This window comes from Xanthomonas sp. NCPPB 3442, assembly GCF_056725145.1.
Map to the genome: position 1 here is coordinate 2,475,203 of NZ_CM161514.1, position 20,853 is coordinate 2,496,055.

19 protein-coding genes and 1 pseudogene are annotated in these 20,853 nt (G+C 63.6%); all 20 read right to left on the reverse strand.

Annotation, left to right across the window (positions count from 1 at the left end):
- On the reverse strand, positions 1-408 hold the full coding sequence (fliO, locus tag AC1POX_RS10730) for a flagellar biosynthetic protein FliO (RefSeq protein WP_011347264.1): 408 nt from the start codon (positions 406-408) through the stop codon (positions 1-3).
- Positions 405-743: a flagellar motor switch protein FliN gene (gene fliN, locus AC1POX_RS10735; protein ID WP_007969679.1), complete on the reverse strand. Its 339-nt coding sequence runs from the start codon at positions 741-743 to the stop codon at positions 405-407. The genes fliO and fliN overlap by 4 nt, the downstream gene beginning before the upstream one ends.
- Positions 740-1,753, reverse strand: a complete 1,014-nt coding sequence (gene fliM / locus AC1POX_RS10740) for a flagellar motor switch protein FliM (RefSeq protein WP_008577203.1) — start codon at positions 1,751-1,753, stop codon at positions 740-742. Before fliM ends, fliN begins: the two co-directional genes overlap by 4 nt.
- Positions 1,754-1,763: 10 nt before the next feature.
- Positions 1,764-2,315, reverse strand: a complete 552-nt coding sequence (locus tag AC1POX_RS10745) for a flagellar basal body-associated FliL family protein (RefSeq protein WP_008577202.1) — start codon at positions 2,313-2,315, stop codon at positions 1,764-1,766.
- Between the two features lie 165 nt (positions 2,316-2,480).
- Positions 2,481-3,773, reverse strand: coding sequence for a flagellar hook-length control protein FliK (locus AC1POX_RS10750; protein ID WP_372160640.1), 1,293 nt, complete (start codon positions 3,771-3,773; stop codon positions 2,481-2,483).
- Positions 3,770-4,225: a flagellar export protein FliJ gene (gene fliJ / locus AC1POX_RS10755; RefSeq protein WP_005918178.1), complete on the reverse strand. Its 456-nt coding sequence runs from the start codon at positions 4,223-4,225 to the stop codon at positions 3,770-3,772. The genes AC1POX_RS10750 and fliJ overlap by 4 nt, the downstream gene beginning before the upstream one ends.
- Positions 4,226-4,228: 3 nt before the next feature.
- Positions 4,229-5,606 (reverse strand): annotated as a pseudogene (locus AC1POX_RS10760) (FliI/YscN family ATPase).
- The gene (locus AC1POX_RS10765; protein ID WP_011347268.1) at positions 5,603-6,223 is read right to left on the reverse strand and encodes a FliH/SctL family protein; all 621 of its coding nucleotides are present in this window, start codon (positions 6,221-6,223) and stop codon (positions 5,603-5,605) included. The pseudogene AC1POX_RS10760 and the gene AC1POX_RS10765 overlap by 4 nt, the downstream one beginning before the upstream one ends.
- Positions 6,220-7,209: a flagellar motor switch protein FliG gene (gene fliG / locus AC1POX_RS10770; RefSeq protein WP_005918162.1), complete on the reverse strand. Its 990-nt coding sequence runs from the start codon at positions 7,207-7,209 to the stop codon at positions 6,220-6,222. Before fliG ends, AC1POX_RS10765 begins: the two co-directional genes overlap by 4 nt.
- 10 nt (positions 7,210-7,219) lie before the next feature.
- The gene (gene fliF / locus AC1POX_RS10775) at positions 7,220-8,944 is read right to left on the reverse strand and encodes a flagellar basal-body MS-ring/collar protein FliF (RefSeq protein ID WP_011347269.1); all 1,725 of its coding nucleotides are present in this window, start codon (positions 8,942-8,944) and stop codon (positions 7,220-7,222) included.
- Between the two features lie 13 nt (positions 8,945-8,957).
- Positions 8,958-9,329: a flagellar hook-basal body complex protein FliE gene (gene fliE, locus AC1POX_RS10780; protein ID WP_008574166.1), complete on the reverse strand. Its 372-nt coding sequence runs from the start codon at positions 9,327-9,329 to the stop codon at positions 8,958-8,960.
- Positions 9,330-9,757: 428 nt separating this feature from the next.
- Positions 9,758-13,255 (reverse strand): glycosyltransferase, encoded by a 3,498-nt coding sequence (locus AC1POX_RS10785; RefSeq protein ID WP_372357161.1) that lies wholly within the window; start codon positions 13,253-13,255, stop codon positions 9,758-9,760.
- 23 nt (positions 13,256-13,278) lie between these two features.
- Positions 13,279-14,649 carry a polysaccharide pyruvyl transferase family protein gene (locus AC1POX_RS10790; RefSeq protein ID WP_071117949.1) on the reverse strand — a complete coding sequence of 457 codons (1,371 nt, stop codon included), beginning with the start codon at positions 14,647-14,649 and terminating at the stop codon, positions 13,279-13,281.
- Between the two features lie 27 nt (positions 14,650-14,676).
- Positions 14,677-15,894: an FkbM family methyltransferase gene (locus AC1POX_RS10795; protein ID WP_008575933.1), complete on the reverse strand. Its 1,218-nt coding sequence runs from the start codon at positions 15,892-15,894 to the stop codon at positions 14,677-14,679.
- 14 nt (positions 15,895-15,908) lie between these two features.
- On the reverse strand, positions 15,909-16,532 hold the full coding sequence (locus tag AC1POX_RS10800; RefSeq protein WP_057681721.1) for an LbetaH domain-containing protein: 624 nt from the start codon (positions 16,530-16,532) through the stop codon (positions 15,909-15,911).
- Positions 16,522-17,667 (reverse strand): aromatic ring-hydroxylating oxygenase subunit alpha, encoded by a 1,146-nt coding sequence (locus AC1POX_RS10805; RefSeq protein ID WP_057681720.1) that lies wholly within the window; start codon positions 17,665-17,667, stop codon positions 16,522-16,524. The genes AC1POX_RS10800 and AC1POX_RS10805 overlap by 11 nt, the downstream gene beginning before the upstream one ends.
- Positions 17,668-17,670: 3 nt before the next feature.
- Complete coding sequence (locus AC1POX_RS10810; RefSeq protein ID WP_008575938.1) at positions 17,671-18,324, reverse strand: NeuD/PglB/VioB family sugar acetyltransferase; 654 nt, start codon at positions 18,322-18,324, stop codon at positions 17,671-17,673.
- On the reverse strand, positions 18,321-19,055 hold the full coding sequence (locus tag AC1POX_RS10815) for an SDR family NAD(P)-dependent oxidoreductase (RefSeq protein WP_008575940.1): 735 nt from the start codon (positions 19,053-19,055) through the stop codon (positions 18,321-18,323). Before AC1POX_RS10815 ends, AC1POX_RS10810 begins: the two co-directional genes overlap by 4 nt.
- Positions 19,052-19,816 carry an SDR family NAD(P)-dependent oxidoreductase gene (locus tag AC1POX_RS10820; protein WP_033479028.1) on the reverse strand — a complete coding sequence of 255 codons (765 nt, stop codon included), beginning with the start codon at positions 19,814-19,816 and terminating at the stop codon, positions 19,052-19,054. Before AC1POX_RS10820 ends, AC1POX_RS10815 begins: the two co-directional genes overlap by 4 nt.
- Complete coding sequence (locus tag AC1POX_RS10825; RefSeq protein WP_033479029.1) at positions 19,813-20,850, reverse strand: ketoacyl-ACP synthase III; 1,038 nt, start codon at positions 20,848-20,850, stop codon at positions 19,813-19,815. The genes AC1POX_RS10820 and AC1POX_RS10825 overlap by 4 nt, the downstream gene beginning before the upstream one ends.
- Positions 20,851-20,853: the final 3 nt, after the last annotated feature.

Here is a 20,853-nt window from a genome sequence, read left to right on the forward strand (position 1 = left end):
TCACGGGTCCTTGCGCAGCTTCTGGGCGAGCAGCTGGGCGAAATTGGGAAGTTGCTTGAAAGTGGGCAGGGTGGGTGCGGGCGTGGGCGGCAGCGGTTCGGGCAAGGTGTGCAAGGTGCTGATGCCGCCGGCGGTGACGCCGAGCAACAACTGCTGGCCGTTCACCTCCACCACCACCACACGTTCCTTGGCACCGACTGCCAGGCTGGTCACCACGCGCAGGCCCTCGGTGCTGCGGAATCCGCTGCCGGGCATGCGCTTGAGCAACCAGCCCAGGCCGACGATCAGCGCGAGCACCAACAGCAATGCAAAGACTGCGCCAAACAGGCTGGGCGAGGACGGTGCCTGCGCGCCGACCCCGGTCGCCTTGGCCGCGACCGGCGCGGCAGTGGCCAGCAGGCCGATCACCGCAGCCTCCGGATCCGTTCGCTGGGGCTGACTACGTCGGTCAGGCGAATGCCGAAGCGGTCGTTGATGACGACCACCTCGCCGTGCGCGATCAGGGTGCCGTTGACGTAGACGTCCAGCGGTTCGCCGGCGCCGCGTTCCAGTTCCACCACCGAGCCCTGGTTGAGCTGCAGCAGGTTGCGGATCGGGATGCGTGCGCGGCCCACTTCCAGCGACAGGGTCACCGGTACGTCCAGGATCACGTCCAGGTTGAGGTCGGCGGCGTTCTGGTCCTGCTCGGCCTGCAGGCTGTCGAAGGTGGCAGGCGAGGCGTCGAGGATGTCGGAGTTGATCATTTGCTGGGGTCCTGGGAGGGAACGGCGCGTGGGGCTTGCACGCCGGGCGGGCGTACGGCGGTGATCTTGACGGCGTTGTTGCCATTGGAAACGCCGAATTCGCCGGTGAATAACGGGATGTCTTCCACGCACAGCGGCACCTGGGCGGGCAGGTCGATCGGCAGGATGTCGCCGACCTTCAACCCGGTGAGCTGGCGCAGGCTCATGCGCTTGCTGGCCAGCACGCTGGAGAGCGTGACCTCGGCGGTGTCCAGCTGCTCGCGCAGCATCACGTTCCACGAGTCGTCGCGGTCGTTGCGGTCGCTCTGGATGCCGGCATCGAGCAGTTCGCGGATCGGCTCCAGCATCGAATACGGCAGGGTGATGTGGATCTCGCCGCCGCCGCCTTCCAGCTCCACATGGAACCGGCACACAACCACATACTCGCGCGGGGTGACGATGTTGGCGAAGTGCGGGTTGATCTCGGAGTTGATGTACTCGAAGTCCACGTCCATCACCGGCGCCCAGGCTTCCTTCAGGTCGGCGAAGGTCTGCTTGAGCATCAGCTGGATCACGCGCATCTCGGTGGCGGTGAATTCGCGGCCTTCGATGCGGGTGTGGAAGCGGCCGTCGCCACCGAAGAAGTTGTCCACCACGGTGAACACCAGGGTGGGTTCGAACACGATCAGCCCGGTACCACGCAGCGGCTTGAACCGGATCAGGTTGAGGTTGGTCGGCACATACAGCGAGTGCATGTACTCGTTGAACTTGACCAGGTCGATGCCGCGCACCGACAGGTCGGCCGAGCGCCGGATCAGGTTGAACAGGCCGATCCGCCACAACCGCGCGAAGCGCTCGTTGACCATCTCCAGGGTCGGCATGCGCCCACGGATGATGCGGTCCTGGCTGGACAGATCGTATTGGCGCGCCTCGCCGGGCAGCGGCTCCGGCTCAGTGTTGACCGCGCCCGAATCCACGCCATGCAGCAGGGCATCGATCTCGTCTTGGGAAAGCAGATCACTGACGCTCATCGGGCAGGCCTTACTGGGTCACGAAACTGGTGAACAGCAATTCTTCGACGCACTTCTTGCCGGTCTCGCTGGTCATGACCTTCTGCGCTTCGGCCAGGGCGGACTTCTGCAGCTTCTGCTTGCCGGCCAGGTCGGCCACGTCGGTGGCCTTGACCTGCGACAGCAGCATCAGCAGGTGCGCACGAATGGCCGGCGCGTTCTCGGTGATGAGCTTGAGCTCTTCGGGGTCGCGGGTGACCAGCTGCACTTCGACCTGCAGGTACTGCGGGCCATCGCCGGGGTCGGCCAGGTTGACCACGATCGCCGGGTCCATCGGGAAGTACTGCGCCGGCTTGGGCACTTCGGCCACCTTGGGGGCGTCGTGCTTGCCGCCTTTTTCCTCGCCCTTGTGGCCCAGGAAGAACCAGGCGCCGCCGCCAGCGGCTGCCAGCACCACCACGCCGATGGCGATGAGCAGGATGGGCTTCTTGCCGCCCTTCTTCTTCTCGCCCTTGTCGTCTTTGTCGTCGGTCTTCTTGGTTTTTTCGGCCGCTGCCACAGTCTGCTCCAGGGGAATGCTCACCCTGTCAATGCAACTGGCATGCCAAAACCGCGTCGGTTTCCTGGCGCAGGCTGCATGGAAACCAGAAAACCCCCGCAGGCCTTGCGCCGCGGGGGTGGAAGGGCGTCATCGGCCAGCGGCCGAGCGCGAGGATCGGCGGCGCCGGGGTATGCCCGGCACGTCGTCTCAGGCGTAGGCGTCCAGCAATCCACGCTGGCGTAACACCACCGACGGAATTCCGACGGGCGGGGCGTCGTCCAGGGTCAGGCCGTTGCCGCTGTCGTTGCCGCCATTGCGATTGCCCGCCGAATGCTGCTGTTGCTGGCCGACGTCGGCCTGGCCAAGCTGGAAGCCATTCTGGCCGAGCATTTCGCGCAGCCGCGGCAGGCTCTGTTCCAGCGCCTGGCGGGTGTCGGCGTTGGCGGCGGTGAAGCTGGCATTGACCTTGTCGCCCTCCAGATGCAGGCGCACCTCGACCGGACCCATCTCGTTCGGAGTCACCTTGATGTGGGCATGGCCGATTTTCTGGTCCGCCAGCCAGCTCATGCGCGCGCCGATGGCATCGTCGAAAGTGTCGCTGCCCAGGTCCGGGGTAGGCGTGGGCGAGGCGCTGAAGATCGGTGCGGCATCCTGCAGGCGGGTGAGTGCCGGCGCGGTGGTGGTCGGCAACACGAACGCCGGGGCGTCCGGCGCTGCGGCAGCGGCGCTGTCGTCGGCGGCCGGCTCCAGCGCCTTGGCGGCCATGCTCATCAACGCGGCCGTCTGTGCATCGCCGCTTACGGCGGTGGTCGAGGTCGGCTTGGCGCCTGCAGCAGCGGCCGGCACCGGCGCTCCCAATGCGGGCAGGGCGGCGCCGGCGTTTGCAGTGGCGGCGGCTGCGGCTGCATCGGTGGGCAGGGCGGTGGCGGTCGCCGCAGCGCCGTTGGCGCCGGCCATGCTGGCCGTCAGTGCGGCGGCTGCGGCCGCCAGCACGTCGCCACCCGGCAGCGCCTGCGCCAGCAGGCCCATGCCGAAGCCACCCAGGCCAGCCGGCGGCCAGCCGGCATCGGTCGCGGTGGCTGCTTCTGCGGGCGCGTCTTCGCCGGTCGCGGCGGCCTTGGCCGGTTTGCCGGTCTTGCTGGCAGTGGCGGCTGTGCTCTTGTCGGTGGTTGCCGCGTCCTTGGCGGCACCTGGCTTGGCCTGCTTGGCATCGCCGTCCTGCGCCCGCGGCCGGGCAGTGGCATCGCCGGCCGCATCGTCGTGGGTGTCCTCGTCGCCGCGGTTCTTGTCGGGCTGGTTGGGCCTGGGCGCGGCCTGCTTGGCAGGCACGCGCTCGGGTGCCTGCGGCGGGGCCTGGTTCGGCGTGTTGGCCGGATTGAGCATGCGCGCAAACTGGTCCTGGCCCGCGTCCGGTTCGGACGACGGGTCGCTGTAGCTGGATTTCTTGCCGGTGCCGGCAAGCGCACCAAGGCCGGCGGCGAAGGCGGACAAGGGGTTCATGCGGATTCTCCGTGGGTGTCTTGGCTGCGGGCCAGGCGCGAACGACGCGCGCCGAGGTCGTCCATCTCACGCTGGTCGCGGCGTTCGATCACTTTGTTTTCCTGGGCACGGTAGCTGGCGGCCAATTGCTCCAGCACCTGCTTCTCGCGGCTGGCCAGCAGCAGGCGGGTGCGCTCGGCTTCCACCTTGGCGATATTGCTTTGCACGGTCTGTGCCTGTTGCAGCACGGCGCTGTCCAGGCGGTCCAGGAAGGCGCGGCGGTTGCTCAGCGCCACCGCGCTGGTGCCGGCCATCTGGCTGTTGGCGTATTCCTCGGCGTAGCGGCGCAATTCTTCCAGGCGCGACTGGTGGGTTTCCAGGACGCGCTGGCGCTCGGCCAGATCGCGGGCGACCTTGTCTTCCTGTTCCTGCGCGCGGCGCAGCAGTGGGTCGATCCGTTTGGACTGCATCATGGATTAGTTCTCGGGTTCGACCAGTTGTTGCAGGGCGGACAGGCTGTCGCTCAGGAGCGAGGCCTTGTGCACGTCCTGGCCGAGGAATTCGACGATTTCCGGCCAGCGCGCCAGCGCTTCGTCGGTGGCCGGGTCGCTGCCACGCTGGTAGGCGCCGATGGCGATCAGGTCGCGGTTGGCGGTGTAGGCCGAGAGCAGCCGCTTGAGCTTGCGGATGCGCAGGCGCCAGGTGTCGTCGGCGATTGTCCTGCACCACGCGGCTGACCGAGGATTCCAGGTCGATGGCCGGATACAGGCCGCTGTCGGCCACCCGACGCGAGAGCAGGATGTGGCCGTCCAGGATGGCGCGGGCAGCATCGGCGATCGGGTCCTGCGGGTCGTCGCCTTCGGTCAGCACGGTGTAGAAGGCGGTGATCGAACCGCGCCCCTTGGCGCCGTTGCCGGCACGTTCCACCAGCGCCGGCAATTTGGCGAACACCGACGGCGGGTAACCGCGGGTGGTCGGCGGCTCGCCCACCGACAGGCCGATCTCGCGCTGCGCCTGGGCGAAGCGGGTCAGCGAATCCATCAGCAGCAGCACGTTCAAGCCCTGGTCGCGGAACCATTCGGCGATGGCGGTGGCGCGGTAGGCGCCATGCAGGCGCGCCAACGGCGGGCGGTCGGCCGGTGCGGCCACGACCACGGCGCGGCGCAGGCCTTCTTCGCCCAGGGTGGTTTCGACGAAATCGCGCACTTCGCGGCCACGTTCGCCGATCAGCCCGACCACGATCACGTCGGCCGAGGTGAAGCGGGTCATCATGCCGAGCAGCGTCGATTTACCGACGCCGGAGCCGGCGAACAGGCCTACGCGCTGGCCACGGCCGATCGGCAGCATGGCGTTGATGGCGCGCACGCCGACGTCCAGCGAGGTGGTGATGGGCTCGCGCGCCAGCGGGTTGATCGACACGCCGGCCATGCCGATGCTGCCTTCGGCGCGGATCGGGCCCTTGCCGTCCAGCGGGGTGCCGTCGCTGTCGATCACACGGCCGAGCAGGCCTTCGCCCACTTCCACGCCGCCGCGGCGCCGCGAGGGCACCACCCGGGCATTGGGCAGCAGGCCATGCAGTTCGGCGCTGGGCATCAGGTAAGTGCGTTCGCCGGCGAAGCCGACCACTTCGGCGTCGACCCAGCCGCCATCGACCTCGACCTTGCAGGTCGCGCCCATCGGCGCTTCGCAGCCGGTCGCTTCCAGGGTCAGGCCGACCGCGCGGCGCAGGATGCCTTCACGGATCAGGGTGCGACCGGCGGTGGGCTCCAGGCCGAGGGTGCCCAGGCGCGTGGCCAGGCGCAGATTGCGTGCATCCAGCCAATCGGCCGGGGTGGCACCGAACAGGGCGCTCACAGGCCCGCTCCGGATTTGCGCATGACCGTCTCCAGCGCAGCCCGCAGGCGCGCGTCCAGGGTGCCGTCGATGCGCACGCTTTCGGCGTGCACACGCAGGTCGCCGCGGCTCAGGCTCATGTCCGGGGCCACGCGGGTGGTGCTGCTGGGCGCCAGATGCGGCAGCAGCGCGGTGATGTCGTCCGGGTGCAGGCGCACTTCGACCTCGCGGCCGGCGCCGCCAACCGCATCGACCGCCTCGCCGACCAGGTCGGCCAGCAGTTGCGGGTCGGCCTGGTAGGCACGGCCGACCAGCTGGCCGGCAATGCGCACGGCCAACTCGCCGAGCGCGCCGACCACTTCGTTTTCCAGCCGCGCCAGCGGGCGGGTGAAGTTGTCCAGGATGCCGTCGATCTGCGCGGTGAGGCGGCGCACTTCCGACTGGCCCTGGGCGAAGCCTTCGGCATGCCCACGCGCGAACCCTTCGTGCTGGGCGGCATCTTCGATGGCCTGGATCTCTTCCAGGGTCGGCGGGCGCAGCACCGGCTCGAGCATGGCCGGTTCTTCGTAGTCCGGTTCCGGCAGGGCCGGGACGAGCTGCAGGTCCGGGGCCAGCCAGCGGGTGACCACCTCGTTCATACCATGGCCTCCGCACCGGCGCCGCCCAGGCTGATGGCGCCTTCGTCAGCCAGGCGGCGGACGATGGTGAGGATTTCCTTCTGCGCCGCTTCCACGTCTGCAAGGCGCACCGGGCCGCGCGCTTCCATGTCCTCGAGCAGGATTTCGGCCGCGCGCTGGGACATGTTGCGGGTGATCTTTTCGCGCACCTTGACGTCGGCGCCGCGCAAGGCCAGCCCCAGGCGCTCGCCGGAGACTTCGCGCAGCAGCGTCTGCAGGCCGCGGTCGTCCAGATCCACCAGGTTGTCGAACACGAACATCAGGTCCTGGATCTTGCCGGCCAGGTCGGCGTCGATCTTGCCGATCTCGCCCAGCACGCCCTGGTCGGCGCCGGTGTCCAGGAAGTTGAGGATGTTGGCCGCCACCTTGATGCCGCCCACGTTGGACGACTTCAGGTTCTGGTTGCCGGCGAATTGACGCTCCATGATGTCGTTGAGCTCGCTCAGCGCATTCGGCGGAATGCCGTCCAGGGTGGCGATGCGCAGCAGCACGTCGGCGCGGGTGCGCTCGGGCAGCAGCTTCAGCGCCTCGGCGGCCTGGTCGCTGTCCAGGTGCGCCATGACGATGGCGATGATCTGCGGGTGCTCGTTGCGCACCAGGTCGGCGACCGCGCGCGGGTCCATCCACTTCAAGGTGTCCAGGCCGGTGGTGTTGCGGCCCAGCAGGATGCGGTCGATCAGCCCGCCGGCCTTGTCGGCGCCCAGCGCCTGGATCAGCACGTTGCGGATGTAGTCGTCGGCGCCCACGCCCAGCGAGGTCTTGCCGGCCAGTTCGCCGTTGAACTCGTCCATCACCTTCTCGACCTGGTCGCGCGAGATGCCGGTCATGGTGGCCATGGCGATGCCGATCTTCTGCACCTCCTTGGGGTCCATGTGCTTGAGCACTTCGGCCGCGTCGCTCTCACCCAGCGACAGCAACAGCACCGCGGCGCGCTGCACTCCAGTCATCGGTTGTGTATCAGGCTTCACTGGCGACCCATCCCTTCACGACTTGTGCGACACGTTTTGAATCGGCTTTGACGGCCTCGCGCGCCAGGCGCATGCGCTCTTCGTAGGCGTCTGGCAGAGCGATCGGGGTCTTCTTGTCCTGACCGATCTGCGCGGTGTCTTCTTCCAGGCGGGGCATCAGGTCGTCGTCTTCGTCGACCATCCGCACGTCGGCGCTCTGTGGAGTGCCATCCTTGCCAGCCTTGCCTTGCTTGTCCTTGACCGCGGTCACGCCGGTGAGCTGACGCAGGGTGGGGCGCACCACACCGAACAACAGCGCCAGCACCACCACCGCACCGACCAGCAGGCGCAGACCGTTCTGCACGCGCGGGTCTTCCCACCACTTCGGGCCTTCCTCGCCCGCCACCGCTTCGCGCACGAACGGGGCATTCATCACCGACACCGTGTCGCCGCGTGCCGCGTCGAACCCCACTGCCTGCTTGACCAGGCCTTCGATACGGGTGAGCTCGGCAGCGGTGAGCGGCTGTTCGACCATCTTGCCCTTGGCGCCTGGGCGCGGGACGTTGTCCAGCAGCACCGCCACCGAGACGCGCTTGATGCGACCGGCCGGCTGGCGGGTGTGTTGCAAGGTTCGGTCCAATTCGTAGTTACGCGTGGCGCTCTTGGAACTTTCGGTCGGCGTGGCCGGGGCCGCGGCCTGGCCATTGGCGGCCGCCGGGGTGCCCGGCGCGCCGGCCACGGCCGGTGCCGGCGGCTGGCCGGGGCTATTGCTGGTGGCGCCCGGAGGGCCCTGCGGGCCGGTGGCGCTGGTGCTGGTGTCGCTGACCTGCTCGCTGCGCAGCTTGGCCGGCTCGCCGTTGTAGAGCTCGCGGGCTTCTTCGACCACCGAAAAGTCCATATCCACGCTGGTTTCCGGATTGACCCGGCCCGGGCCGGTCATCGGCTCCAGCAGCTCGCGGATGCGCTGGTTGTAGGAGCTTTCCTGGCGGCGCACCTGTTCGAACTGGGCGGCGTGCTGGGCCGCGTCGCTGTTCGGGTCGGCAATGGAGAGCATGCGGCCGCTCTGGTCGACCACGGTCACGCGTTCGGGGGTCATGTCCGGGATGCTGGACGCCACCAGATTGACGATGGCATCGACCTGGTTGCGCTCCAGGCCCTGGCCGCCGCGCAATTCCAGCACCACCGAGGCGCTGGCTACATCGCGCTGGCGGGTGAAGGCGCTGGGCTTGGGAATGGCCAGGTGCACACGGGCCTCGCGGACCGGGCGCAGGGTGCCGATGGTGCGCGAGAGTTCGGTTTCCAGCGCGTGCTGGTAGCGGGCGTTTTCCACGAACTGGCTGACGCCGAAGCCCGGGTCCTTTTCCATCAGTTCGAAACCGCCGCCGGTTTCCTTGCCGGTCAGGCCGGAGCCGGCCAGTTTGAGGCGGGCGTCGTACAGACGGTCCTGCGGCACCGAAATGGCGCCGGTGGCCTGGTCGATCTTGTAGGGAATCTGCGCGGTGCGCAGCAGGTCGGCCGCTTCGGCATTGCCCTTCTCATCCAGGCCGGTGTACAGCGACTGATAGCCAGGCTTCTGCGACCAGAAGAACACCGCCAGACCGGCCGCGACCGCCAGGGCGATCATCGCCATCATGGTCAGCTTGCGGGTGATCTGCAGGCTGCGGACACGGTCGAACCATTGCCCCGCCTTTTCGGCGTTCTGGTTCATGTTTTCTTTGCTGATCGCGAGTGCCATGTGTCGTCAACCTTTACAGCGGCATGTTCATGACGTCCTGATAAGCCTGGACGAGACGGTTGCGGACTTCCACGGTGGCGCGGAAGGCCACCTGGGACTGCTGGGAGGCGACCATGACCCGTGCTAGATCGGCATTGGGGTCGCCCATTTCGAATGCTTTGGACAGCGCGCCGGCCTTCTGCTGGGCCTCGTTGACGCCGCCGATGGCGCCGCGCAAGGTCTCGCTGAAGCTCGGTGCCTGCGTCGCCGGTGTTCCCTGTGCGCCGGCCAGGCCCTGGATCTGGTTGCCACGCGCCGCATCGCCCACCGCGCCCATCGGGCCTTGGCCCATCTGCGTCTGGTAGCTGCGGATCTGCGAGAGGATGGAGGTGACGGAATCGCTCATGGGTGCGGTCAGCCAGGGAGGCATCCACACCAATGCAAGCGGCGTGCCGAAATGGCGCCGGGATTCCGGCGCGGGGGCGTTCCGGTCGCGGCCGCGTCGCAGCGATTGGCTTGTTTTCTCCCGCAGCCAGGTGTTCCTTCTCCCGCCTGCGGGAGAAGGTGGCGCGCAGCGCCGGATGAGGGCACTACCCTCGGTGCCACGCGCTGCAGGCATGGCAACCGCGGGCGCCGGAGTGTCGCGCGCCCCCCCATCCGCCCTTCGGGCACCTTGCCCCGCAAGCGGGAGAAGGGAACAGAAGGCCGCCAGTTGCAGTGCGACCGCCAGATCAAAGTACCCAGGCTGTCCTTCTCCCGCCTGCGGGAGAAGGTGGCGCGCAGCGCCGGATGAGGGCAACCCGGTGGGTGGTCAGCTGAAGCAGCGCATCCGCGTTAGTCCGGCAACCAGGCGGCCCGCCAGGTGTCCAGATTGCTGCCGCTGAGCATCCAGTCGCGCCGCACCACCTCGCGCAAGGCCGCACCCTTGGCGCGCGTTGCGTCCAGGTCGGCCAAGTGCTCGCGGATGGCGCCGATCCAGTCGCGGTAGCGGTTCTTCACCAGCGTCACCGGCAGGCTGCCCTGGTAGCAGCGCACGTCGCTGGCGATCACCGGGTAACCGCAGGCGCCGTACTCCAGGAGCCGCAGATTGCTCTTGCATTCGTTGAACAGGTTCTGCTCCACCGGCGCCAGCGCCAGATCCAGGTCCAGCGCCGCCAGCGCGGCGGGGTACTCATCGATCGGCACACCCGGCTGGAACTGGTGAATATGCTGGCGCAGCGCAAACGGGTACATCCCCATGAACACCCATTCCACTTCGCCGGCCAGCTCCTTCACCACGTCGGCAATCAGCTCCAGGTCGCCGGTATGGCTGGCGCCCCCAGCCCAGCCGATCCGCGGCTTGCCACCCTGGCGTTCGGCCCGCGCAGGCAGATGTTCCCACCAATGCGGCGGCAGGCGGTTTTCGGCCACGCGGATATCGCTGTGCAGCCCAGCAAACGCCTCGGCCAGGGCAGGGGTGGAGACCACGAAGCGGTCCACCATGCCGAGCCCGCGCCGCACCGTCTTCAGAATGTCCTTGGGCATGTGCTCGCGGTGCGCATTCTTCAGCGGCAAATTGGGCAGGTAATCGTCCAGCTCGTACACCTTGAATGCGCGCGACAACGCCTTCATCCGCCGCATCGCCTCCAGCCGCGGCTCGCCGACCTGGCGTTGCAGGATCACCACGTCGGGATCCTGGCGCGCCAGCTCGCTGATCTCCAGATAGCCGTTGAACAACACCCCTTCGGCCATCCCGGCCTCGCGCAAGGCGCGCAGTGGCTGGATCACCCGGTAATGCCCGCAGCCTTCGATATCGGCCGGCAGCGCCATCACGCTCGGCAGCGGACGCCACGACTGCAGCGGCCGCCAGCTGGCGCGCGGGTCGGCCAGCTGGAAGCCGGCGCCCGGGTCCAGCGAAAATCCCGGGTTGTAGGCCGGGTCGTTGGCCATCAGCGGCAGCCAACGCGCATACATCGCTTCTTCGTCGAGTGCAGTGGCGGGCGTCGCGTCGGGCGGGTCGATCAACAGCTGCGCGCGCGCGGCGTAGACATTGAGATAGCCGGCCTGCTGCAGGCGCAGACACAGGTCGACGTCGCTCCATTGCGCCAATGCCGGTTCCTGCGCAAAGCCGCCGGCGTCCAGGAACAGCTGGCGCGGCAGCATCAGGCATTCGCCACTGAGCGCGCTGTAGTTCTGATCCAGTTGCAGGCGCTGCAGATAGCCCGATTCGTCGAACGCCGCACCTGCGAAGGCGCGTGCTGCCGGTGCGCCCAGGCCCAGCAGCAGGCCGGCGTGATGCACAGTGCCGTCGCCGCGCAGCAGCTTGCCGGCCACCGCGCCGACCTCCGGGCGCAGCGCGTGGTTGAGCAATTGCTCCAGCCAATCGGCTTTCATCACCGCCGCGCCCGCTGCCAGCCACAACAACACCTCTCCATGCGCGTGCTCGACCGCGGCATTGCACACCGCCTCACGCGGCGGTTCGGCGGCAAAGCGCAGCACGCGGATTTGCTGCATGCCCAGATTCTCGATGCCGCTCAGCCAGCCATGCAGATCCGGCTCGGTGGTGCCGCGATCCAGCAGCAACACCTCGTAATGCGGGTAGCTGGTATTGGCAAGAATGCTTTCCAGGCAGCGCTGCACCTGCGGCAGACGGCCATCGACCGGTACCAGAATGCTCACCAGCGGTTGTTGCGCATGGCGGTAGTCCAGCGCGTGCCGGCCGGGACCGGCACTGTGCACTACGGCGTCCACGTAACCGCGTGCGGCAAGATGGCGCGCAATCGCCTGGCGTTCGTCTTCGTCGTCGTGCTGCGGCGTGGCCGATGCGATCAGGATGGGTTCTGCAATATGACGGATGCAGGCCAACCCGTAACGCTCGATCAGGCCGAGTTGGTAATCCAGCTCGAATGCCGCGCTGGGCCCGGTGGGGAAGCCGCCATCGGCCAACAGCGTGCGGTGCCGGAACGCCCAGTGCCGCGAAAGCGTCGCCGGTGCGCTCAACAGCATGTCCAGATACAGCGCCGGCCGCAGCGCCAGCCCCAACTGGCCATTGTCCAGCGCCATCACTTCATCTGCGTAGACGGCCTGGCAGTCGTCGGGTAACGCGAGCATTTCCAGCGCCAGCATCATCAAGCCGCTGGCAGTGAACAGGCTGCCGGCATCGACCAGCAACACCCAATCGGTCGCATCCTGTGCGGCGATCACCCGGTTGAGCGTCCCTGCCAGGCCGTGCGCCTCGATCAGCACCCCACGCTCGCCGTGCGCGGCAACCTGCTGCGGCGAGCTGCTGATGACCCAGGTTCGATGCTGTTGATAGCAAGCGACCGCGTCCAGGCTGTCGCGCGTTGCAGCGACCGCTGCGGCATCGCCGTGACGGTCGATCAGCAGCACCGCGATGCGCGGCCCGCCGGCATGCGCATGCAGGCGCGCCTGGATCAATGCACGTTGCACCATGCTCGGATGGCGCACGCCCAACCAAGTCGTCGGCGACACGCGCTCGGCCATGCCGGCGCTTTGCATCAACGCATTGACCAGATCCACCGGCTTGAACACGCGCGCCTTGTGCGGGCTGAGCGGGGCCACGCGCACCTGTCGATTGTCGCCAGTCTCGCGTCGCCAGCCGAGCTGGCGGATGCCCTGGCGCAGGTCGTCGTGTCCCTGGTCGCCGACCCCGACCTGATCGCGGCCGCCCTGGCTGAACTGCGCGCTGGAAACGCGGAACTGCGTCAGCGGGCTGGCCAGGAACGCCAGGTTGCCGTGGCGCAGCAGCTTGACGTAGATCGCCAGATCGCCCACCCAATCGATGGCCTTGCCGTTCAACGCCATCAACCCGTTGCCCAACGCCAACAGATCGGCGCGCCGCGCAAGTACGCAACTCGGCTCACCGATGAAATTGATGGTGTGGTCGGCCAGGAACGACACCAGTTCCGGCCCGTCGATCAGCACGTCTTCGTCGAACGGAAAGCTGGTGGCCAGGATGTCCGGCAACGCCGCGCCATCATCGTCGATGCGTTGCCGGCGTGAGGATGCCATCGCCGTGCCCGGATTACGCTCGATCGCTTCCACCAGCTGCGCAATGCAATCGGGCGCCAGCACATCGTCGTCGTGCAGGAACTTGACGTACTCGCCCTGTGCCAGGCCAATCCCCTTGATCGTGCTGACCAGCTCGCCAAGCCGTGGCGTGTTGCGGTGGTAGCGAATGGGGAAGGGCGCATCCGCCAACCTCGGCGCCAGCAGCGCTTCGATGGCGCCATCGGCATTGTCGTCGCAAATCACCAGCTCCAACGCCGGATAGGTCTGCGCCAGCGCGCTCTCCAGCGCCTGCGCAAAGTAGCGCGACTTGTAGGTCGGCATGACGATGCTGACAAGATTCGGTGTCACTTTGCTTCACCCGAAAACCTGCTGAGATAATCCAAATACTCCTTGCGCGTCAGCCCTGGATAGCGCCGTCTAAGGAGTTGGAATTTATCTACCAAGCGCCGAGACATCTCTCCGCCATGCTCTCTCCGAACAACGACTTCGCGGTCCAGATTCTCTACGAGTTCGGTGTAGGCTTCATGTAGCTCAGCTGCAACCGAGGGGCTAGTGCTTTTCTTTAGATCCGGAAATTCAAAACAGGGTTTTTCATGAGGCACAGTGCAAGGAACAAGGCCGACTGCGTCGAGAAAATCAAGAAATTCCTTGTACAAAACCGGGTAAGCGTTGTTCATTTCAGAGAGGTCGAGGTTCTCGAAAACTTCACGGATGTTGCTTCGGCTGTGAATGGTAGGGTCATAAGGGATGCGGAGGTATTCGCAAGTTTCCCTGGCCCTGGAATCCGGGTTGGTCACAATGGCGGGGACGCCGCTATTAATCGAGAGAATTCCGGAGTGAAGTCGGGTTCCAATCGTGAGGCAATGGTCGTTGCTTTTGAAGAACGTGGCCCATCGGCTGTAATCAGAGAAAAATTCCAGCCGTCCAGCCATGGCCTTGGCCAATAGTTGGAAGGACGTGGGTATTTCGTCGAGATTGAAAGGTTGCGCTGTGATGTTGCGGGTCGATGGCAGCGCTTTTTCAAGATAGAGCAAGTTGATGAAATACAATTCATCCTGCAGCAGATGGGATGTCCTCGGCAGCCCGGAATTGAAGAATGTGGCCGTAGTGATGACCTTGTCCGCATCCCACGGCTTTTTTTGCAGAGCCCGGGTGGGTCCGTTCTCGAAATAGCTCGGGCAGCCAATCACTCTGACGTTCTTTATGCCAAGGCTATTCAGGATCTCGGCGGAATAATTTCCGCGAACACCAATTAGCTTGGACTTTTCAGAGAGAAGGGAGAAATTTCGCTTTTGATTGGGGCTGAGGCGCTCGGCCAGGTTCGGGTCGTAGCCGTTGAATGAGTTCGCGCAAAGGCTCACCGGCACGATTGGGATCGTGATTTTTTCAAGAAAGTGCGTGATTCTCTCAATAGGGAGGCCCGAGAAGTCCTCCCGGATGTCGTCCTTCATCGTCCAGACAAGATGCGAATATTTTTGGTTGATCTCTTCTGCAAGTTGATCGGAGAGCTTTGCCTCAAGCGCGTTAGAGATGTGGTCAACTTTCACCGGGCGCCCGAACAGCGCTTTCAAAAAACCGTAGGCGATATAGCCGTTTCCTATATTCTGGCCTCTGACATTGTCTTGGGACGGCCCCATGCCTTTCAGGAAATCCGAAATTTCCAGGGATTCAGGAAGAGCTGAGTTGAAAAGGAAAATCTTGCTTGGGTCAGTCATCGATCCGCTCATTTTTAAGGCAGAGCGTTAATAAAAATAAAGGCAGGTATCCCAGCGATCCGGCGTGTGATGGCGCAGGCCGATCCTGTAATCCGGGTTCAGAGATAGGGCAAAATCGCTTAGATCTAGCAGGTCGGTAGCTCTGTGATAGGCGGAGATCGCCATCTTGGGCTTGCACTGAACAATCGCATTCTGCGCACCTTTCAGTGCCGAAAGCTCCGACCCCTCGATGTCCATTTTGATGAAGGTGGGTGCATCGTCGATGACATCGTCGATGCAACATACGTCGATCATGTCTGCCGGTTCGCAATCCTCACTCGAAGGCTTGACGAAGCCGCCGTGGCCACCCTCATGATTGAATGGGACCCTGCCTGTTGTCTCGCCTACGCCGCAGTCATGCAGACTGATTCTGGACGCCAGAGCTGTGCCTTCGTAGCGGCGCAGTACGTTCTTGAGTGTGCCGACGTTGATCCGATCGGGTTCAATCATCCAAGAACGCGAGAATTGGCCTTTGGTGGCGCCAATCAGGCCTGCGAGCGACTCGCCAATCGAGGCGCCGCAATCAACCATCTTTTCTCCGCTACCGAATTGCAGCAGGCCGGAGCGGAAGTACAACGTGGTGTAGGGGCGTTCGATTTCGTGGTAGTACTCGGGGTCACACGTCAGGTGGAAGTTGAGGACAGAGAACAGGGTTTGTGCCGAATAGGCATCGGAAAAGCGTTCTGCCAGGCGCTGAAACCTGGGAATGTTGCGCACGATCTCCCGTCCCCAATCGTCCACCCGGAAATCTACACGCCCCTGTAGACCGAAAGCGCGAACGGCCTGTTCAAAGTTGATATGAGCAATCCCGTGCTGCCTGCAGACCTGGTCAAAAAATCGCTTGGGCCCGTCATATCGGCAGGTGTTGAGGGCGATGATGTCGCCAGACTTGGTCAGTTCGATGAACCTGTCCGTCGAGATGATCGGAGTGCCGTAATACAGCGCACCGGAGTGATAGCGGAAGTCGTCCACCGAGGCGATCACATTGCAGTGCCGGTCCTGCTTCAGGTTCAGCAAGTGCGCGCCGAACCCCCCGGTTCCTAAAACGATCACCTTGACTTCGTCGCCAAATTTGGCAATGAGGTGGCGAACGTCCTCGGGAATACCGAACATCGGATCACCAGTCAGGCCTTCGGCGGCGACCTGAAACGTCTCTTCCGATGCCTGCGGGTCGATATTTAGTTTGAATTGGATAGCGGTTTGCATGATTGGTCCCCGGCTTAGGCTTCATAAACATGGATTGGAGTGTCGTAGCGGGCGTGGAAATAGGTCTTGGCCGGCACGTCCTCGCAGTAGACACGTGACCAGCCAAGTTCGCAGCTTCGCCCCACCTTGACGCCCCCACTCACGATGGCGCCGGTTCGCAGGATGCTATTGCTGCCGATCTCGACGCCCGCGCCGATTTGCACACCATGCTCTATCCAGCATGACGATTTAACGCGGCATGCGGGTCCCAGGTGCGTGCCGGCGTGGATGACGGTGTTGTAGTCGATCCTGCACCCGTGCCCAACGACAGCATTGGCACCCACGAATGCATTGAGACCAATGGCCGTGTCAGAGCCGATGGCTGCGCTCGGGTGGATGAAGGGTTCGAGCTTGAAGCCACGCTCCATCGCTGCCTGCATCAGTTCCATGCGCTTGAAGTTGCCGAAGCGGTCGTCGAAAGCCACGAACATGGCCCCGTCGGTCGGATTCAGTCCATCCAGCACTTCCAGATCGAATTCGTGTTCCGAGTCTTGTGGTACATCGATCCTGATGACCGTCTCGTCCTGACGCGCGTGCTTCCAGGCATGAAAGGCCAGATCGAGGTATTCGCTGCCGCCGATGATCCACCTAGATCTCATGTTCGGTCTCCATCAGCGCCGTGTACCAGCGCTCAACCAGGCGATTCATGGATTCATAGGCTCCCTGGGTGGGTAGCGGGGCGTCTGTATGCAGTGCCGCCTGCACCCGCTCCATGATGTCCACGTCTTCTCCCACTACCACCTTGCTGCCGTGCATCTGCGCAAGCAGCACTTGGCTGGAAGAACGGTAAGGCTGTTTCTTGCGTGCGCTAAACCAATAGATTTCCAGGTCGGTCCGGTCCGGTGCGACGGGGATGTGGTGTTCCAGAGTGAAGGAATAGCCCCCGTTGGCGCTGGCGATATGCAAATTCGGGAAGGCAAGCCAGTTAAAGTAGGCGTCCTGCTTGCCCCAGCGTTCCACTTTAGCGTGCCAGCCGAAATGCTTAAGGTTGGGGATGGTGGCTTCCGGGCCGCCGAAACTGAAGCGGCGCATCTCGCGCCTCAGCGCTACGGGCGACGTGTCCTGCAAGGCCTCCATGGACTCCTTGGCTTGTTCCTCGTTTACCTGGGGAGTGAAGTTGACGCTTTTGGCCAGGGTCTTGGGGTGGACAAAGCGCGGGTGGTTGGCGTCCCGCAGATTCTCGTAGGCCAGCTTCCAGTTGTACCGGCCATGCCATGTGGTCACCATGACCTCAGTGTCATAGGCGTTGGAACTACTTTCCAGCAAGGCGATGAAGTCTGCCGAAAACTGCTCCTCGATTGGCATGGGGTCTGGATCGAGGTTGACGAACAACAGGTTGCCGATGGCGCGCAGCGAGAATTCGCGCAGCTTCAAGTTGGCCTTTTCACTATTGTCCAGGTGGTAGATCGCATCGCAGTCCGGGATGTTCTTTACCCGGCCTTGTTCGTCGTAACTCCAGGCGTGGTAGGGGCACACCAAAGGCCGGCAACCGAGAGCAGCGGTTTGAATCAGTGCACTACGGTGGAGGCAGACGTTCTCGAACGCACGGATTTGCCCGCGGAAGTTCTGGATCACCAGAGGAACACCCGCGATCTTGCGTGTGATAAAGCAATTGTGATCCTTCAGCAGCGTTTTGAGTCCTGCGAACAACCAGACCCTGCGGAAGATCTTGCGCTGTTCGCAGTCAAAGATTTCCTGCGACAAGTAATACTTGGGGTGCATCCTGGAGCGCATGGATCAGTCCATCTTGATGTTCTTGTGGAATACGATCTTGGCCGGATTGCCAAACACCGTGGCGCCTGCCGGCACATCCTTCAGCACGACCGCACCGGTGCCGACGACAGCGTGCTCACCTACCTTGACGCCAGGTACTAGGGTGGCACGTGGGTGCACGACTGCGAAGTCGCCTATCTGCACACCGCCTCCCATGAAAACCTGTGCGCCCACATGAGCATAATTGCCAATGCGGACATCGTGTCCAATCACCGACCAAGTGAGCAGATTGGCAAAATCCCCGATCCACACATCGGGGCCAACGTGTACCTGGTTGCCGAGAAAGCAACCTGTGCCCAGACGCACGCGACGACTGAGGTGCGCCTCGGTGCAGATTGGGATGAACGCGGCCCCCTTTGCAAGCAGCGGTTGAATGTATTTATGCCGTTCCAATGGGTCGCCTTGCGCGCAGACAAAAGCCTCGTTGCCACGCGGCACGTATGTCAAAGGGTCACCGACGATGGGTACCCCGGTATCGAAGCCATCGAGAATATGCTCGCGGCTGTCCAGGAATCCGGTGACTTCCCATTCCTTGCGATGTGCAATATCACCTTGCATCTGCTCAAGAACCTCCCGGCCCCAGCCGCCCGCCCCGACGATGAGCACGGAATAGGTCATAGGACAGACCCACCGTCCATTACCAAACTGGTCCCGGTTACCCAGCGGCTGGCATCGGACAAGAGATAGATCGCAGCGTTCGCTACGTCCTCTGAGGTGCCCAAACCGAGCGGGTGGCGTTTTCGCTGTGCTTCCAGATGGGTTGCGTCCCAAATGGGCGTTATGACTGCAGAGGGAGACATGCCATTGACCCGGATCTTGCGTTTGGCCTGCTCCATGGACAGGCAGCGAATGATGCCGAGCAGGGCTGACTTCATGGCCGAATACGGTCCTACCCCGGGTGTGCCGATATGGGCCGCAGTGGAAAGCATGAAGACGATGGAACTTTGAGGCGCAAGAGCGTTGGCCTGCAACAGCCGCTGGGTGAGCATGACAGGGGCCAGGAAATTGACCGCATAGACATCGGTCATGAGCTTCTCGGTCAACTGCCTGATAGGGCTCAAGCGCTGCCTGCCAGCGCAGTGGACCAAGCCATCTAGGCTGGAAATGCCCTGTACTAGTCGTTCACGGCCTTCGGCTTCGGTCAGGTCGGCCAGCACTTGAAGGTGGCCTTGGCCATTCAACAAGTTGTAGGTTTCCTGCAGGCGTTCTGCATCCCGCCCGGTGATGACCAGGCGCGCCCCACGCCGCGCGCAGGAAACAGCGATTTGCCTGCCGATGCCTGATGAAGCGCCTGTGACCAAAATGGTCTTGCCATCCAGTGAAAAAGCGCGTTGCGCCGCGTTGGTCATGCGTAGATGTCCATCGGTACAGAAAAACCGCCATCAAGAATGAAGTGGTTGCGCGTGATCCAGCGGCTGGCATCGGAAAGATAGAACACTGCTGCATAAGCCACGTCTTCCGGCTCGCCCATGCCAAGTGGCGTCAATTCAAACAGGCTGTCCATATTGCCGCCGCTTCCCTGCAACCCATCCAACAAGGGAGTGCGTACATAACCCGGTGCAATGCAGTTGGCGCGCATACCTTGCTTTGCTACTTCCATGCCAAGCGAGCGCATCATGCCCAGCAGGGCGCTTTTGCTGGCAGCGTATGCGCTGCTTGCCAGTGGGCCGATATGCGAGGCAATTGAGGCAATGAATAGCAGGGATCCGCCCGGCGCGATCTGCTTCTTCGCCAATAGGCCTCGCGTCAGTAGCATGGGTGCGTAGGTGTTGCTTGCAAATGTCTCGTCAAGGTGCGCTTGACCGATCATTCGAAAGGGGGTCAGCTTGGACATGCCAGCTGCGTGCGCCAGGCCGTTGATGACACCGCTCGCAGCCACCACGTGGTCAATACCCTCCTGTACCGCCAAGTCCGCCACCACTTGCGTGTGGCCTTGGCCGTCCAGTTGGTCGAATGTGGCTTGCAAGCGCTCGGTGTTGCGTCCGGTGATGACAACGCTCGCTCCCATCTGGGAGCAAGTGATTGCAATTTGACGACCAATACCCGATGAAGCACCAGTCACCAGGACGCGCTTGCCTTCTAGGGAAAACGGATCACGCTCGGCGTTCATGCTTCGATCAGTGCCGGAAAAGCCGCGTTTTCGACGTCCACGATCGCCGTGCCCCACGACAAGCCGATACCGAAGCCGGCAAGCAACAGTCGGTGCCTGGCATTGATCAGCGTATCGTTCAGGCGGACGGTCATGGTGACGGGCAGGGAGGCGCCACTGGTATTGCCGAAGTCTCGCAAGGTTGACGGAACTTTCTCCGTCGGCAGCGCCAACTTCTTGCGGATGGTTTCGTTGATCATCTTGTTGGCCTGATGGAAAACGAAAAAATCAACGCTGTCCTTATCAACACCAGAATACTCAAGCAATCTTTCCACCGCTGGAGGTACTCGCTGGGTCGAGAAACTCAATACGGCAGGGCCATCCAGAATGAGTTCACCCGGCCAATGCAGCACACCGTTCTCGTCACGTGTAGGAGAGATATGTTGGGGGCCGTAAGGCTCACGATGTCCGCCTATGGGCAACATGATGGCTCGGTAGCCGCTACCGTCGCTGTTCAAATCGAAATGCATGGGTGGTGCATTCTTGTCGAACTCCAGCGCCGTGGCGGTGCCCGCGTCGGAGAACAATGGGTCCAGAAGCGTGGCCGAGCGGTCGCCGACCAGCAGAAGCGCCTTTTTGATGGTGCCCGCTGCAATCATGCTTCCCACCAGGTGTAGGCCAAAAGGATAGCCGGAACAGCCGAGATTGACATCAAAGGCGATAGCGGTCTGTGGCAATTGCAGCCGGTGCTGCATGATGATGGCCGTGGCCGGGATGGGGTAGTCGGGTGATTGCGTCACGACAATCAGTGCATCGATTTCTTCCTTATCCCATTGCAGCTCTGCAAGCAGCTTTTCCGCAGAGATGAGCGCCAAATCGGAAAATGTCTGCCAGCTTGGGCAAATGCGACGAAACTCGATGCCGATGTTACGCACCAGACGCTCGCGTTCTGAGCGCATCTTCGGCGGGCAATCGGTCAGGTTGGAAATGATCCGCTTGGGCACGCAACTCGCCATGCCCGCAAAACGGACATTGCTAAGAGTGGACAGTCCCATGGC